12 protein-coding genes are annotated in these 14,104 nt (G+C 46.2%); 3 read left to right on the plus strand and 9 right to left on the minus strand.

Annotation, left to right across the window (positions count from 1 at the left end; all coding sequences use genetic code 11):
- Positions 1-50: 50 nt before the first annotated feature.
- Complete coding sequence (locus BMX69_RS09485; RefSeq protein ID WP_100042209.1) at positions 51-1,412, minus strand: extracellular solute-binding protein; 1,362 nt, start codon at positions 1,410-1,412, stop codon at positions 51-53.
- A 321-nt stretch (positions 1,413-1,733) separates the two neighbouring features.
- Between BMX69_RS09485 and BMX69_RS09490 the strand changes: the two genes are divergently transcribed.
- Both BMX69_RS09490 and BMX69_RS09495 read left to right on the plus strand, forming a co-directional pair.
- Positions 1,734-3,344, plus strand: coding sequence for a helix-turn-helix domain-containing protein (locus tag BMX69_RS09490; RefSeq protein WP_160117910.1), 1,611 nt, complete (start codon positions 1,734-1,736; stop codon positions 3,342-3,344).
- Positions 3,345-3,366: 22 nt separating this feature from the next.
- A complete protein-coding gene (locus BMX69_RS09495) occupies positions 3,367-4,164 on the plus strand; it encodes a sensor histidine kinase (protein ID WP_054789984.1) in 798 nt (265 codons plus the stop codon).
- Between the two features lie 210 nt (positions 4,165-4,374).
- On the opposite strand, the gene BMX69_RS09500 is transcribed toward BMX69_RS09495, so the two are convergent.
- The 8 genes from BMX69_RS09500 to coaBC form a co-directional block, all read right to left on the minus strand.
- Positions 4,375-5,268, minus strand: a complete 894-nt coding sequence (locus tag BMX69_RS09500; protein ID WP_054789983.1) for a MetQ/NlpA family ABC transporter substrate-binding protein — start codon at positions 5,266-5,268, stop codon at positions 4,375-4,377.
- 46 nt (positions 5,269-5,314) lie between these two features.
- Positions 5,315-5,980 (minus strand): methionine ABC transporter permease, encoded by a 666-nt coding sequence (locus BMX69_RS09505; RefSeq protein WP_025233491.1) that lies wholly within the window; start codon positions 5,978-5,980, stop codon positions 5,315-5,317.
- The gene (locus BMX69_RS09510) at positions 5,970-6,992 is read right to left on the minus strand and encodes a methionine ABC transporter ATP-binding protein (protein WP_025233492.1); all 1,023 of its coding nucleotides are present in this window, start codon (positions 6,990-6,992) and stop codon (positions 5,970-5,972) included. The genes BMX69_RS09505 and BMX69_RS09510 overlap by 11 nt, the downstream gene beginning before the upstream one ends.
- Positions 6,993-7,381: 389 nt before the next feature.
- A complete protein-coding gene (pepV, locus tag BMX69_RS09515; protein ID WP_100042212.1) occupies positions 7,382-8,785 on the minus strand; it encodes a dipeptidase PepV in 1,404 nt (467 codons plus the stop codon).
- A gap of 18 nt (positions 8,786-8,803) precedes the next feature.
- Positions 8,804-9,256, minus strand: coding sequence for a GatB/YqeY domain-containing protein (locus tag BMX69_RS09520; RefSeq protein WP_054789982.1), 453 nt, complete (start codon positions 9,254-9,256; stop codon positions 8,804-8,806).
- A gap of 89 nt (positions 9,257-9,345) precedes the next feature.
- On the minus strand, positions 9,346-10,935 hold the full coding sequence (locus BMX69_RS09525; protein ID WP_100042213.1) for a peptide chain release factor 3: 1,590 nt from the start codon (positions 10,933-10,935) through the stop codon (positions 9,346-9,348).
- 180 nt (positions 10,936-11,115) lie between these two features.
- Positions 11,116-11,931, minus strand: coding sequence for an alpha/beta hydrolase (locus BMX69_RS09530; protein WP_100042214.1), 816 nt, complete (start codon positions 11,929-11,931; stop codon positions 11,116-11,118).
- Positions 11,932-11,936: 5 nt separating this feature from the next.
- Positions 11,937-13,145, minus strand: a complete 1,209-nt coding sequence (coaBC, locus tag BMX69_RS09535; protein ID WP_100042215.1) for a bifunctional phosphopantothenoylcysteine decarboxylase/phosphopantothenate--cysteine ligase CoaBC — start codon at positions 13,143-13,145, stop codon at positions 11,937-11,939.
- Positions 13,146-13,229: 84 nt separating this feature from the next.
- On the opposite strand from coaBC, the gene BMX69_RS09540 reads away from it, so the two are divergent.
- On the plus strand, positions 13,230-14,000 hold the full coding sequence (locus BMX69_RS09540) for a type III pantothenate kinase (RefSeq protein WP_054789981.1): 771 nt from the start codon (positions 13,230-13,232) through the stop codon (positions 13,998-14,000).
- Positions 14,001-14,104: the final 104 nt, after the last annotated feature.

Consider the following 14,104-nt stretch of genomic DNA (forward strand, 5'->3'; position numbering starts at 1 on the left):
GTTGCAACATGCATTCTGCCATGCAACACCCTCTCCTTCCATGTCATGTATTATTTCTTAACCAGCTCCTTCTGTGCCAGTGCTTCCATGTCAGCGGCCGCCTGCTCTGGCGTGGTGGTGAGTCCAAAGAGGTCATAAGTAGTCTGCTTATGTAAGTTTCCAAGCTCTGTTGGCAGGAACTGATCGTAGAAGTTCTGCATATAAGATGCATGAACCAGAAGCTCCTCCATCTGCTGCAGCTTGCTGTCCTTGATTTCCACACCCTTTATTCCGGTAAGAATGCCAGCAGTATCAGACATGTCCTGGGCATACTCCTGGTCTGTCAGGACTTTTACCAGTTCCATCGCTTCTTTGGGATTTTTGCAGGAAGCAGAGATGGAATATCCGTTGCCTCCTCCTAAGATCTCGTCTGCCTTCCCTTTACCCCCTTCTATTACAGGGTAGTTGAACAACCCAAGATTATTCTCGTAGAAATCCGGTTTTTCAGACTTACAGTTGGATACGAAACTATTGGTCTGTACAATGTGAGCTGCCTGACCGCTGTAAAACAGCATTCTGGATCCGCCGGTATCATAGTTGATACCATTAAGGCCTTCGGGGTAATACCCTTTCTTCACCCAATCCTGGATCCTCTGTCCTGCTTTAATAAAGCTCTCATCCTCAAACGTAGCATTGCCGGTACGGTTATAGGCATCAAGGAACGTCTGGGAGCCTCCCTCTCTAAGGGACAGCCATATAAAGGTAAGCGCACCCGGCCACTGGCTGGAATTGCCCTCGGCAAAGGGAATGATGCCATGTTCCTTAATAATCTCACAATTGGCCTCAAGCTCTTCCACCGTCTCGGGAACCTTAAGTCCCAGATCCTTATAAATCTCGGTATTATAGTACACAGGGGCCGCGCCTGCCCGGAAGGGCACTGCCCAGTATTTCCCCTCAAGTTCGAAAAGAGACAAGGCCGATTCGTGGTAAATATCAGAGATTTTTCTCACATCCTCGTCAATATCAAGCACCTTTCCCTCTTCCACAAAGGACTGGAGCCAGCCGCCGCCCCAGGAGATGAATATATCCGGCTCCTGTCCGGCTGCCATGGCAGTGGTAAGCTTGGTCTTATAAGGGTCGTTCTCCATGGGCACCTGTTCTACCTTCACATTGGGATGGCTGGCCTCAAATCTCTCAATACAACGTTTCACTACCTCCTGCCGTTTGGCGTCATTTTCAATATGCCACAGCGTAAGGGTGATATTCTCCCCAGTCTTTGCCTCCCCTCCCTGGCTCTCCGCTCCCCCAGCGGATACCTTTGAAGCCGTCGTTCCACCCGCTGCTGCGCCGCTTTGGGAAGTTCCGCTGCATCCTGCAAGGGCTCCTGCTGCCATAGCTGCTGCCAATACACATGCAAGAATCTTTTTGTTCATACTCCTTCTCCTTTCTCGATCAACCTGTTCACAGGTGTCTGATGGAACTTATCATAAGATTCTTTTAGGCTTTTTTCAATGCACCGTTTTTTAGAATATGTGTAATATTTCTATTTTTGTATATTTACAGCATATTTTTTATGCATTTTTACTAGTACCTCCATTTACACTACCATTTTGGTATGCTATATTAAGAGAACAAAAATCATGTTCTCATAATCATATTTACGGCGGAAAAAACATCCGCTTTTATCAGAAGTTAAAATGCAACTTCTGATAAGCTATAATAATGACAAATTGATAAGAGAAAGAAGGGGTCCTGTGATAAGTGAAAGAATGAAGGTGCTCATAGCCGACGATGAATTCCTGATCTGCGAGCTGATTAAAAAGATGATTCTATGGGATGAGCTGCAGTTGGAATTTGCTGGCTGCGCCCACAACGGTCAGGAGCTGTTTGGGCAGATTCAGGAAATACGCCCTGCCATCGTGATTACGGACATCAGCATGCCTGTTATGGACGGCATTGAGCTGATCCGCCAGACACGATATCTAAATATTCCCTGCCGCTTCATCATCGTAAGCGGCTATAAACAGTTTGAATACGCTCACAATGCCTTAAAATATTCGGTAGATGACTACATTTTAAAACCCATCAATGAAAACGAACTGAACCAGGCCCTTAAGAAAATCATGGAAGAATTGAATAGCCATCAGACCCAGGCTGCAGGTGATGCTTTGCCTTCCCTCCACACAGAACATCCCGGGAGATCCTTTTTCTTAAAGCGTATTATATGGGAAATCCAGGACCCAGCTGTCCCGCTGGAGCAGGTCATCGGGGAATATGGCATAGACTTTAAACCCGGACTGTTCTGTATCCTCTGCCTTAAGCTTGACTTTGTCAACCAGAGTGCCGATAACCTGGACAATATCGGCTCCTTAAACAAAAAGCTGATCTCCATGTTCCACGAGGAATTTGAAGGCTTCTGCTTCCAGGTCCTTTCCTGTATGGAGGGCAGCGCTATCTATCTCGGCATCAATTATCCCCGGCAGGCGGCCGGATCTTTTTTTAGCCATCTCCAGGAATTTTACCAGAAGGCCTGTAACCTTCTGGACCTGTTTGCCGGACTTAAGATTACCGTGGGTGTCGGCGATTCCTATGATAAGATCTCCTCCTTCGGACAGTCCAATAAGGACGCCATAGATGCTGCCTATTACCGCATACTGTCAGGCTGCGGCCAGATCCTGTACTGGAAGAAGCTGCCTCCGGTCCCGTATCTTACAGAGGTGGAAAAAAGCTTATATTTACAGCAGTTCAAAAAAGCCATTGAATCCGTAAACATCACGGATTTCATGGCAACATTAAATCAGTTGTTTTTCAGGCCAAAGAACCTTTTTCCACTGTTTGACATCATAGACATGCTGGGGGAGATATGCCGGTTGCTTGTACGCATGGACTTATCTTTGGACCAGGAAGAGGTGCCACTTGACTACTTATCCGGCCAGATCCACTACGCCATAGAAAACGCATTGTCATTGGATGCCTTAAAGTCTGCCATATCGGAACCTGTGTCCTACATATTTGAAAATATCCACAAGGCGGTCCAGGCTCAGAACACCCGCCCCATCCGCATGGTTCTCAAATACATTGAAGAACATTACACAGACCCAATCCGGCTGGAGGATGCAGCGCTTTTAGTAACCTTAAATCCTGCCTACCTTTCCAATATCTTTAAAAAGGAGACCGGCGAGAATTTCGTAGACTATTTAAATTCATACCGGATCGGTCAGGCCAGGGAGCTCCTAAAGGACTCTAATCTGTCCATCAATGAGATTGCATATTCCACAGGCTTTCAGGATGCCCGTTATTTCAGTAAGCTTTTTAAAAAATACGTAGGCATCACACCGAAGGATTACCGAAAAATATACAGTTGACATGCAAAGGGAAAGAAAGACTATGAAGCTCTTATCAGAAAAGAAATTACAAAAGCTCTTAGAGGAGCACAGCCAGAAGGCCGTCCGGGATAATGCGCGTTACTATGAAAATGAAATCTTAAAGAAGCAGACCGAACTCCTTACCCTGCAAAATCAGATAAACCCGCACTTTCTGTATAATGCCCTGGAATGCATCCGTGCACAGGCCGTACTAAGCGACATGGGGGAGATAGCGGATATCACCTACGCCCTGTCAAACTTCTTCCGATACAGCATCAGCACAAAAAGCGACTTTGCCACTTTGAACGATGAAGTAAATGTAATCAACAATTATATGAAGATCCAGCAATACCGCTTCCGCGACAGATTCTGTCTGAACGTGGATCTGCCGGATTCCTGGAGCAGCATCATGGATGCGGTGATTCCAAAGCTCACCCTGCAGCCCATTGTGGAAAACAGCATCGTACATGCTTTTACGGAATCCGCAGACAACGGGGTTATTACCATAGAAATTATCCCTGCCAAAAAGCATATTAACATCCGCATATCCGATAACGGAAAAGGGATCGATTCCAATACCCTTAAGATGTTAAATCATTCCCTGGAGCAGGAGTACTATGTCTCACCCAATCACGGCAAAAGGGGCACCGGCATTGCCCTGTGGAACGTTAACCGGCGGCTGAAGCTGGTCTTCGGAGACACCTACGGACTCCATGTATCCAGCACGCCTGCCCTGGGAACCGATGTGGAGATTCACATCCCCTATATCTCCGTGAATTCCGATGACTTTTCCCAAACCGGAGGAAATACCTATGCCTGATGAACTATACCGGATACAGGATCTTATATCCTCTGGCGGAACGCCATCTGATCCTGTCGTTAAATTCCATACAGGAGTATGCCGGCAGAGACAATGAGTAAGCTGGCGGCATTTCGTTTAACCAGCACTTTAAACAAAAAAGACCGATATGGTGCTGCTTCATGCATTCTCCATAACGGCCTTTTATTTATTTCATAAGGAAGTTCCTGTTTAGAAAGAAGGAACTACCGCACCTTCGTAGGTGTCTTCGATAAACTTTTTAACGGTATCGCTTGTTAAAGCCTCAACAAGAGCTTTGGTCTTCTCGCTGCTTTCCTCACCTGAACGAACCGCAATAATATTACTGTAAAGGGTTGCTGCTACAGACTTTGCATCTTCCACAGCAAGAGCATCGGATACCTTTAAGCCTGCCTCAATGGCGTAGTTTCCATTGATAACAGCCACATCCACGTCGCCTAAAGAACGGGGAAGCTGAGCAGCTTCCACTTCAACGATCTTAAAATTCTTATCGTTCTTTACAATATCATTCTTGGTTGCATCCAGCTCAACGCCTTCTTTTAATCCGATCAGACCCTGGTCTGCCAGTAAAAGAAGAGCTCTAGCTTCGTTGGAAACATCATTTGGGACTGCGATCTGGGCTCCGTCAGCAAGCTTATCAATAGAATCTGTCTTTCCTGCGTAAATGCCGAAGGGTTCATAATGAATGGCTGCCGCACTTACAAGATCGGTTCCTTTCTGCTCATTGAACTGATCCAGGTATGGCTTGTGCTGGAAATAGTTGGCATCTAAGTCCCCGGATTCAAGAGCCATGTTTGGCTGCACGTAATCCGTATATTCCTTGACTACCAGCTCATAGCCTTTTTCTTTTAAAATATCCTTTGCAGCATTTAAAATCTCTGCATGAGGAGCCGGAGTTGCTCCAACAATGATCTTCTCCAGCTGACCGGTCGTTTCAGCTGCCGTTGATTCTTCTGCTTTTGTTTCCTCTGATGATGCAGCCTGGGTTGCTGCAGGTGTTGCGGGCGCTTCCTTACTTCCTGCACATGCTGTCAGCGCTGCTGCTGCAACCAGTGCAGCCGAAAATACATAAAGTGACTTTTTCATAATTGTTCCTCCTTGAATTTTTTTATGGTAACGCCTGAGGCAGTTACTATTTAACCCGTTTGTCGCTTTTTTTGGATAATTTCATTCCGGTTTCCTGAATGATCTGGACGATGATCACAAGGATCGCGACTGTTACAAACATCATCTGTGTCTGATAACGGTAATATCCATATCGAATCGCAATATCACCAAGACCGCCGCCGCCTACAAATCCGGCCATAGCGGAATAGGATAATATGGTTGTTACGGAAAGTGCTGCTCCTACCAGGAGGGAAGGCTTTGCCTCCGGGAGGAGAACCTTACATATAATTTGAAACGTAGAGGCACCCATGGATTTCGCCGCTTCTATCACACCGCTGTCCACTTCCTTAAATGAAGACTCCACCACTCTTGCAACATATGGTGCTGCCGCTATTACTAAAGGCGGAATCACGGCCTTTGGTCCCAGAAGCGTTCCAACAATCATTTTTGTAACGGGTATTACCATAATAAGCAAAATAATAAAGGGTATGGAGCGGAACAAATTGATAACAAGTCCCAAAACCTGCTGGAGCCAGGGGATTGGATGGATTCCATCTTTATCTGTAACAATTAGTATAATACCCAGAGGGATACCGATAAGATAAGAAAAAACGGAAGATGTCAGCGTCATAAACAAAGACTCTCCTATACCGGTAATAAGCATTTGTATCGTTGTCGCATCAAAGGTCATGTTTCTTCACCTCCTCATGTGTAATCCCTGCTGTTTTTAAATAACTAAGCACCCGGTTCTGGTCAACTTCATTATCCGGAAGCTGAATGACCATCTGTCCCATAGCGGTTCCGTTAATATCTCTGGTTTCGGCATGCATAATGTTCACCGGTACCTTACAGGCTAATATCATATTGGCGAGGACCGGCTCAAAGGAAGACCGTCCGTCAAAGGAAATCCGGACTCTTCTGGAGCCGCCGAAACGGCTGACTTGTTCCGCCGCTTCCCCTAATATAAGCTGTCTGCCGATTTTTGATTTTGGCTCAGAGAATATTTCCTTTACGCTTCCCACTTCTGCAATATGGCTCTGGTCAATAATCGCTACCCGGTCACAGATTGCTTCTATTACTGACATCTCATGGGTGATAACAACCACAGTTACTCCCATGGACTTGTTAATATCTTTTAAAAGTCCAAGTATGGACTTTGTAGTGTTTGGATCCAACGCACTTGTGGCTTCATCGCAAAGGAGAACCTTTGGATTGGTTGCCAGGGCTCTTGCTATGGCTACCCTTTGCTTCTGCCCACCTGAGAGCTGAGACGGATAAGCCTTGGCCCGGTCCTTAAGACCCACGATTTCCAAAAGCTCCATGGCTCTTTTTAACCCTTCCTTTTTGGGTGCCTTGGCGATTTCCAGCGGAAAGCACACATTCTGAAGAACGTTCCTTTGAGCCAGCAGGTTGAACTGCTGAAAAATCATGCCCATGGACTGTCTGGCCAGTCTCTGCTCCTGCGGCCGCATGGCGGTCAGGCTCTTGTTTTCAAAAAGTACATCTCCTGATGTCGGTATTTCTAAATAATTGATACAGCGGACCAAAGTACTTTTTCCGGCTCCGCTTAAACCGATAATTCCAAATATCTCTCCCTGTTCTATGGACAGGTTGATATCGTCTAGGGCCTTAATCGGGCCGCCTGTGGTACGAAACTCTTTTCCCAGTCCCACCAGCTGAATAATAGGTTCTGCTGACTGCATTTGTCTATTTCCTTTCATTATTATTGCCCATCTTTCTGAGCATAATGGAATTTCTGTAGGGTGTTTTTTAAGGTACAAAAAGGCCGCAAGCCCTGCACAGACTTGCGACCTAAAATTTCCGCGTATTGCTGCTCTCAGCGAATTCCAATCACAATCCATACAAATGAAACGATTATCGTATTTTTATGCACTCTGATACACGACACATCATCATACACATGCCGTTCATCTTGTTCATATTCATCTGCATGGCTCTCCACTGGTTCATGGCAGCTACTCCTCCCACTGATTCCTATAGGCAAACTAGGAATTACTTTATGAGGCGTATTTTACGCTCTCTTCCTGTTTTTGTCAATACATATTTTAAAATTTGAAATAAAAACCTAATTTTATGAACATAAGTCTACAATCACCTGCGCGAATATCTTTGCGCTTACAATCAGTTCGTCAATGACTGCATACTCATCAGCTCCATGCATCCGGTTATCTGTCCCCGGCATGGAAGCGCCGAAGGCAACGCCGTTCTTTAATTCATGGACATAGGTACCGCCGCCCATGGATACACACTCTCCCTTGCGGCCCGTATAGCTTTCATAAGCACTGAGCAGGGTCTTTACAAATTCCGAATTTCCATCCACATGATGAGGAGGCTTCATGGAATCATTGTGAAGGGTAAAGCCCTTTTCCGCCATGTTTCTTCTTACCACTAAAAGGACATTCTCCTCAGTCGCACAGACCGGACACCGGCTGTCAAAGGTACCCTCTAAACCGGATTCTGTCACCTTTAAGAGACTGAATGCCAGAGTCAGGCTGCCGGAAAGCTCATCTTCCATTTTTATTCCCAAAGCATCTCCTGAAGTATCCCCATGAGGGATCAGCTCCAGAAGGCGGCGGATCATGATCATCTGTTCGCATTCGGCCAGAGGAAGCTCTGTTAAGAATAAAAGAAGTCCGGTCAGGGCGTTATTACCCTCTTCAGGAAGAGAGGCATGAGCACTTTTACCGATTGCAGTTATGATGGCTGTATCTTCATCCAATTTCAGTTCAAAGCGGATTCCCGTCCTTTTTTCACACTCTGCCGCTGCATGTTCAAGAACTTTTGCATCGAGGCCTGTCACAACTGCACTGGCCTTTCCAGGAACCACGTTTACTTTGGTTCCGGCCTCTACGCTCACCAGTTTTGGAAGCTGGTCAGAAGCTGCCCATTCTGCGGTGAAATGGCCGTTTAAGCCACCCTTTTCCGTATTCACAACCGGGAAGGAGCCGTCAGGCGAAAAGGTCATCGGTGCTTCCTTTTCTATGGCATAATAATGGGCGATATCTGAGCTTCCGCACTCTTCGTCTGTTCCCAGAATCAGCCGAACATTTTTATTAAGGGGTATATTCAACTCTTTTACAGCTCTCATGGCATAAAGAGCTGCAACAGCCGGGCCCTTATCATCTGCGGTTCCCCTGCCGAATAGTTTATCTCCCTTTACTACAGGCTCAAAAGGCTCTGTCTCCTTCCAGCCTTCTCCTGCAGGCACCACATCAAGATGGGCCAGGATATCAAGCTGGCTCTCCTTGTCGTTTAAATCTGCCGTTCCAACATAATTATCATAATTGGTAATGGAGAAACCATAGGATTCCGCAATATCCAGCGCTTCATTCAAAGCTTCAAACGCTCCCGGTCCATAGGGCATCCCTTCCCTGTAGGGCATCTTTTCACTGTTAATGCGGCACAGCGTACAGATGTCTTCTATCATTTCCTGCTTATGTGACTCTATATATTCTTCTATTTCTTTCCTATACATGATCCACGCCCCTTTTTTTTATTTCATCATAGATGCCAGCACGTCATTTACTGCTTTGCCGTCTGCTTTGCCTTTTACCTTGGGCATCAGGGTCTTCATGATCCTTCCTTTGTCTGCTCCAGTAGGAGCTTCAATTCCAAGTTCCTCAAGAACAGACTGGATGATCTCCCTGATCTGCTCCTCTCCCATATCCTCCGGAGCAAATTCCTTATAAACGGTAATACGAAACGCCGCTTCTTCCCGGATATCCGTCCTGTCTTCAGGCGCAAGATCATGAGTTTCCTGATTCTGTTTGATTTCCTTCTTTACAACTGTATTGGCCTCATCTTCCGTAATAGGGGTATGATCCTTCTTATCGATTTCAAAATTTTTAAGAGCAGAAAGAAGCATGGATAAAGCATCTTTTCGCTGTTTTTCCTTTGCCTTCATTGCCTCTACCATGGCTGCCCTTACTTCATCAATCTTACTCATTGTCTGCTGCCTCCTTATATTTTATGATTACTAAACCGTTACCAGCTTTCCTGCATCTAAATATGCGAACGACTCACAAAACGTTTTTCTTAGTTGTGGCCGAATTCAGAAAGCTTTAGTCCCGGGTTACGCTCCAATACCATGCCAACGCTCCAGCTGTTGACAAATAAAAGAAGAGGATTGTCTTTTAGATCCTTGATCCGTTTCATATCGGACGTCCCCTGAATCTTGGCTACATCAATTTCTTCTTTGTTCACGATCCAGCGGATATATTCATATGGAAGCTTTTCAAGCCTTACTTCCACGTTGTACTCATTTTCCAGACGATAGGTCAAAACCTCAAACTGCAGTTCTCCCACGACTCCCACGATGATCTCTTCCATTCCGGTATTAAACTCCTGGAAGATCTGAATGGCACCTTCCTGTGCAATCTGGTTTACGCCTTTGATGAACTGCTTTCTTTTCATGGTATCCATCTGCCGCACTCTTGCGAAATGCTCTGGTGCAAAGGTAGGAATCCCTTCATATTCAAATTTTTCATTGGATTTGCAAAGGGTATCTCCGATGGAAAAAATGCCCGGATCAAAGACACCGATAATATCACCTGCATAGGCCTCTTCCACGATCTTCCTGTCCTGGGCCATAATCTGCTGCGGCTGGGACAAACGCATCTTTTTGCCGCCCTGCACATGATGTACTTCCATGCCTGCATCAAACTTGCCGGAGACGATCCGCATGAATGCAACACGGTCTCTGTGAGCCTTATTCATGTTGGCCTGGATCTTGAATACAAAAGCGGAAAAATCCTCTTCAAACGGGTCCACAACTCCTGTAGTCGTCAGTCTTGGCAGCGGAGAAGTTGTCATATGAAGAAAGTGCTGCAGGAATGTCTCTACCCCGAAGTTTGTGAGAGCAGAACCGAAAAATACAGGAGATAAGTCTCCCCTGCCGACCCGGTCCATATCCAGTTCATCACTGGCGCCGTCAAGCAGCTCGATATCCTCCATAAGCTGCTGGTGAAAGCTTTCTCCGATCATTGCATCCACCTGGGCATCCCCCAGCTGGACTTCTGTAGCCTCCACTTCCTTCTGGCCGTTCGTATTCGCCCGGAATGTGGTTATAGTTTCTTTAAAGCGGTCATAAACCCCTTTAAATTCTCTTCCGCAGCCTATGGGCCAGTTGACAGGACAGGTCCGGATTCCAAGCACTTCCTCGATCTCATCCATCAGTTCAAATGGATCTCTTGCTTCCCGGTCCATCTTATTCACAAATGTAAAAATGGGGATATGGCGCATAACGCAGACTTTAAACAGCTTGATGGTCTGAGCCTCCACACCTTTGGAACCGTCAATGACCATGACAGCGGAATCGGCCGCCATAAGGGTACGATAGGTATCCTCAGAGAAATCCTGGTGACCTGGTGTGTCCAGAATGTTGATGCAGAATCCGTCGTAATTAAACTGTAACACAGAGGAGGTGACGGAAATACCTCTCTCTTTTTCAATCTCCATCCAGTCGGAAACGGCATGCTTGGCGCCTTTTCTTCCTTTTACGGTACCAGCCAGATTAATGGCTCCTCCATAAAGCAGAAATTTCTCCGTCAAGGTCGTCTTTCCCGCATCCGGATGGGAAATAATAGCAAATGTTCTTCTCTTTTTAATTTCTTCCGCTATATTCACAAAAATAGTTCCTCCAAAATTCACGTCTAGATCTCGTCTATTGTAGTATGATTCTAACCATAAGTCAAGATTCTATCTACCATAGTTAAGAGGATATTCGCAATCCGCTCCGCTGCTTGCTCACAGCGTGCCCCGCTCTACCGGGCATAACCGAATAGCAGCTATCGCTGCCTGATTCGGTTAAAAATTAGAAAGCCAGGTTTTTGCAAGAGAAATCCAGCTCTGGCAGGAAGGTTCTAAGAGGGACTCGTTGGAGCCTGCGGTTTCTTCGCTGGCCAGAGACAGGCCATGACAGCCCGCAGGATAAACATGAAGTTCAAAATTCACGCCATGCCTTCTCATGGCAGAAGCCAGGAGCAGACTGTTTTCAAGGGGCACAGCAGCATCGGTATACGTATGCCAAAGGAAAGCTTTCGGAGTCTTTTCCGTAACAAAGTTCTCTAAGGAAACCGCCTCTGTATCTTCCTTTGCCGCATTCTCTCCCAAAAGACTTAAGATAGAACCGGCATGCTTAAACTCCCCGCTTGTGATCACAGGGTAATTTAAAATCAGCCCGTCCGGACGGATCTCCTCCGGAGTCCGATCTATGGGTTCCCACACAAAATCCCTGTCCCAGAAAACCCCAAGGCTGCAGGCCAAATGCCCGGCGGCAGAAAAACCGCATGGAATGATTTTATTGGTGTCAACCTTCCACTCTGCTGCGTGCTGCCGGATGACAGCTACCGCTTCCGCAAGCTCCCTTAAGGAAGTGGGGAAACGATTGGGGTCCACGCTGTAATCCAAGACAAAGGCATGGCAGCCCATGGACATAAACTGCAAGGCTATGGGCTCACTCTCCCGATCCGACCGCCGGCTGTATCCGCCTCCCGGGAGCACAATAACAGCAGGGCGAAGCTTATCCGGGTTAACGCTTATGCTGTCCAGTAAATAACCAGTCAAACACACAGGGCCGGTCAACTGCCCTGGTACAGCGATTTGTCTTTTCTCAATTCTCATAATTCCTACTCCTTCTTTCCCTCATTCTGACGGGTAAATATCTCATCCAGAATGTGATGCGCTACTTCATCTTTTGTCATGGTCTTAAGTGGCCGCTCTTTTTCCCTGGTTATGATGGTAACTACGTTGGTATCTGTTCCAAAGCCGGCGCCTTCCACTTTTAAGTTGTTGGCAACAATCATGTCTATCTTTTTTTTATCAAGCTTTACTCTTGAATTTTCCATCATATTCTGGGTCTCCATGGAAAAGCCGCAAAGAAACTGTCCCTTTCTACGGTGCTCTCCCAACCATTTAAGGATATCGTCCGTCCGTTCCAGTTCTATAACCATTTCTCCCTCTTTTTTCTTTGTTTTTTCCGTCCCCACATGCTTTGGACGGTAATCCGCCACAGCGGCGGCCTTAATGATAGCATCCTGAGATTCCGCTTCTGCCGTAACCGCATCAAACATTTCTTTTGCGCTGCCAACCTCTATTAAGTGTACAAACCTGGGCTTTGGCGTATCCGTTATCCCGCTCACAAGCGTCACATCCGCCCCTCTTAAGGAGGCAGCCTTTGCCACTGCATAGCCCATTTTCCCTGTGGAATGGTTTGTGATAAACCGGACCGGATCAATGGATTCCCTGGTAGGACCGGCCGTTACCAGAATCTTCTTTCCTGCCAGGTCTTTTTCAAAGCACACCTCTTTTTCAATGAAATCAAAGAGCACCTCAGGATCCGGCATCTTTCCTGCCCCAATATCTCCGCAGGCCAGGTACCCGAAATCAGGTTTGATTACTTCCATGCCATAGGACTCGCAAATCCTTAAATTATCCTGAACAATTGGATTCTCATACATATTGGTGTTCATGGCAGGAGAAATGATCTTCTTGCATCTGCATGCCAAAACAGTGGTTGTCAGCATGTCATCCGCCATCCCATGAGCCAGCTTTGCGATCACATTGGCACTGGCCGGTGCAATCATTACAACGTCGGCAAGCTTGGCAATGGATACATGCTCTACGTTGAACTGAAAATTGCGGTCAAAAGTATCCACCAGGCATTTATTGCCTGTCAATGTTTCAAACGTAATGGGATTAATAAAATTCGTTGCATTTTGGGACATTAAGACATGTACGTTGCAGCCCTTTTTAACCAGCATACTGGCAAGTCCGGCTATCTTATAGGCCGCAATACTTCCTGTTACACCCAAAATGATATTTTTTCCTTTCAGCATAAGTGCCTCCCGTTGTTTTTCGTCTTAAAATATGATACTCTACAGTATAGCACAAGAAAAAAAAGTTGGAAAGGAGTTCCCTTTATGATTTTGGCCATAGATATGGGAAACAGCAATATTGTCATAGGCGGCATCGACAATACCGGCATTTACTTTGTAGAGCGAGTTACCACCAATCACGGAAAAACCGAGCTGGAATATGCGGTTAATATAAAAGATATTATGGAAATTCATAACATGCCCCTCTCATCCATCGAAGGGGCAATCCTGTCTTCGGTTGTTCCTCCTCTTACGGATGTGGTCGTGTGCGCTGTTAAAAAAATAACAGGCAAGACACCCATGGTGGTCGGCTCCGGAATGAAGACCGGACTCAACATCAAGATGGACAACCCTAAGACCGTTGGCAGCGATTTGATCGTCAATGCGGTAGCTGCTTTAAAGGAATATCAGGCTCCCATCATTATCGTTGACATGGGAACTGCCACTACCATGTCCGTCATTGACCGGGATGGAAACTATTCCGGCGGAATTATATTCCCCGGCCTCAGAGTCTCCCTGGATTCCTTAAGCAGCCGGGCCGCCCAGCTCCCTTACATCGGTTTAAACAAACCGACCAGGGTGATCGGCAAAAATACCATTGACTGCATGAAAAACGGAATCCTTTACGGCAATGCCGCCATGATCGACGGTGTCATCGACCGTATGGAGGAAGAATTAGGGACTTTGGCAAGCCTTGTGGCGACCGGAGGTCTGGCTTCCTCTGTCGTCCCGCTTTGTTATCATAAAATTCATTATGACGAGGCTCTGCTATTAAAGGGATTGCTGGTTCTATATGAAAAAAATAAGCAGGATTAATAATGCCCTAAAAACTGGAAAATAATTTTGATCCGGCTATCGTATAAAAGCCCTCGATTGAGTACATCATTTCTGTATGAGAATAATGAATGATGCGGAGGGAA

It is taken from the genome of Lacrimispora sphenoides JCM 1415, from assembly GCF_900105615.1.
GTDB classification, from domain to species: domain Bacteria; phylum Bacillota; class Clostridia; order Lachnospirales; family Lachnospiraceae; genus Lacrimispora; species Lacrimispora sphenoides.

What these genes read in the sequence shown, in the direction of transcription:
- BMX69_RS09485 (WP_100042209.1), bottom strand. Translation starts at nt 1,412, where the DNA reads ATGAACAAAAAGATTCTTGCATGTGTATTGGCAGCAGCTATGGCAGCA.
- BMX69_RS09495 (WP_054789984.1), top strand. Translation starts at nt 3,367, where the DNA reads ATGAAGCTCTTATCAGAAAAGAAATTACAAAAGCTCTTAGAGGAGCAC.
- BMX69_RS09500 (WP_054789983.1), bottom strand. Translation starts at nt 5,268, where the DNA reads ATGAAAAAGTCACTTTATGTATTTTCGGCTGCACTGGTTGCAGCAGCA.
- BMX69_RS09505 (WP_025233491.1), bottom strand. Translation starts at nt 5,980, where the DNA reads ATGACCTTTGATGCGACAACGATACAAATGCTTATTACCGGTATAGGA.
- BMX69_RS09510 (WP_025233492.1), bottom strand. Translation starts at nt 6,992, where the DNA reads ATGCAGTCAGCAGAACCTATTATTCAGCTGGTGGGACTGGGAAAAGAG.
- pepV (WP_100042212.1), bottom strand. Translation starts at nt 8,785, where the DNA reads ATGTATAGGAAAGAAATAGAAGAATATATAGAGTCACATAAGCAGGAA.
- BMX69_RS09520 (WP_054789982.1), bottom strand. Translation starts at nt 9,256, where the DNA reads ATGAGTAAGATTGATGAAGTAAGGGCAGCCATGGTAGAGGCAATGAAG.
- BMX69_RS09530 (WP_100042214.1), bottom strand. Translation starts at nt 11,931, where the DNA reads ATGAGAATTGAGAAAAGACAAATCGCTGTACCAGGGCAGTTGACCGGC.
- coaBC (WP_100042215.1), bottom strand. Translation starts at nt 13,145, where the DNA reads ATGCTGAAAGGAAAAAATATCATTTTGGGTGTAACAGGAAGTATTGCG.
- BMX69_RS09540 (WP_054789981.1), top strand. Translation starts at nt 13,230, where the DNA reads ATGATTTTGGCCATAGATATGGGAAACAGCAATATTGTCATAGGCGGC.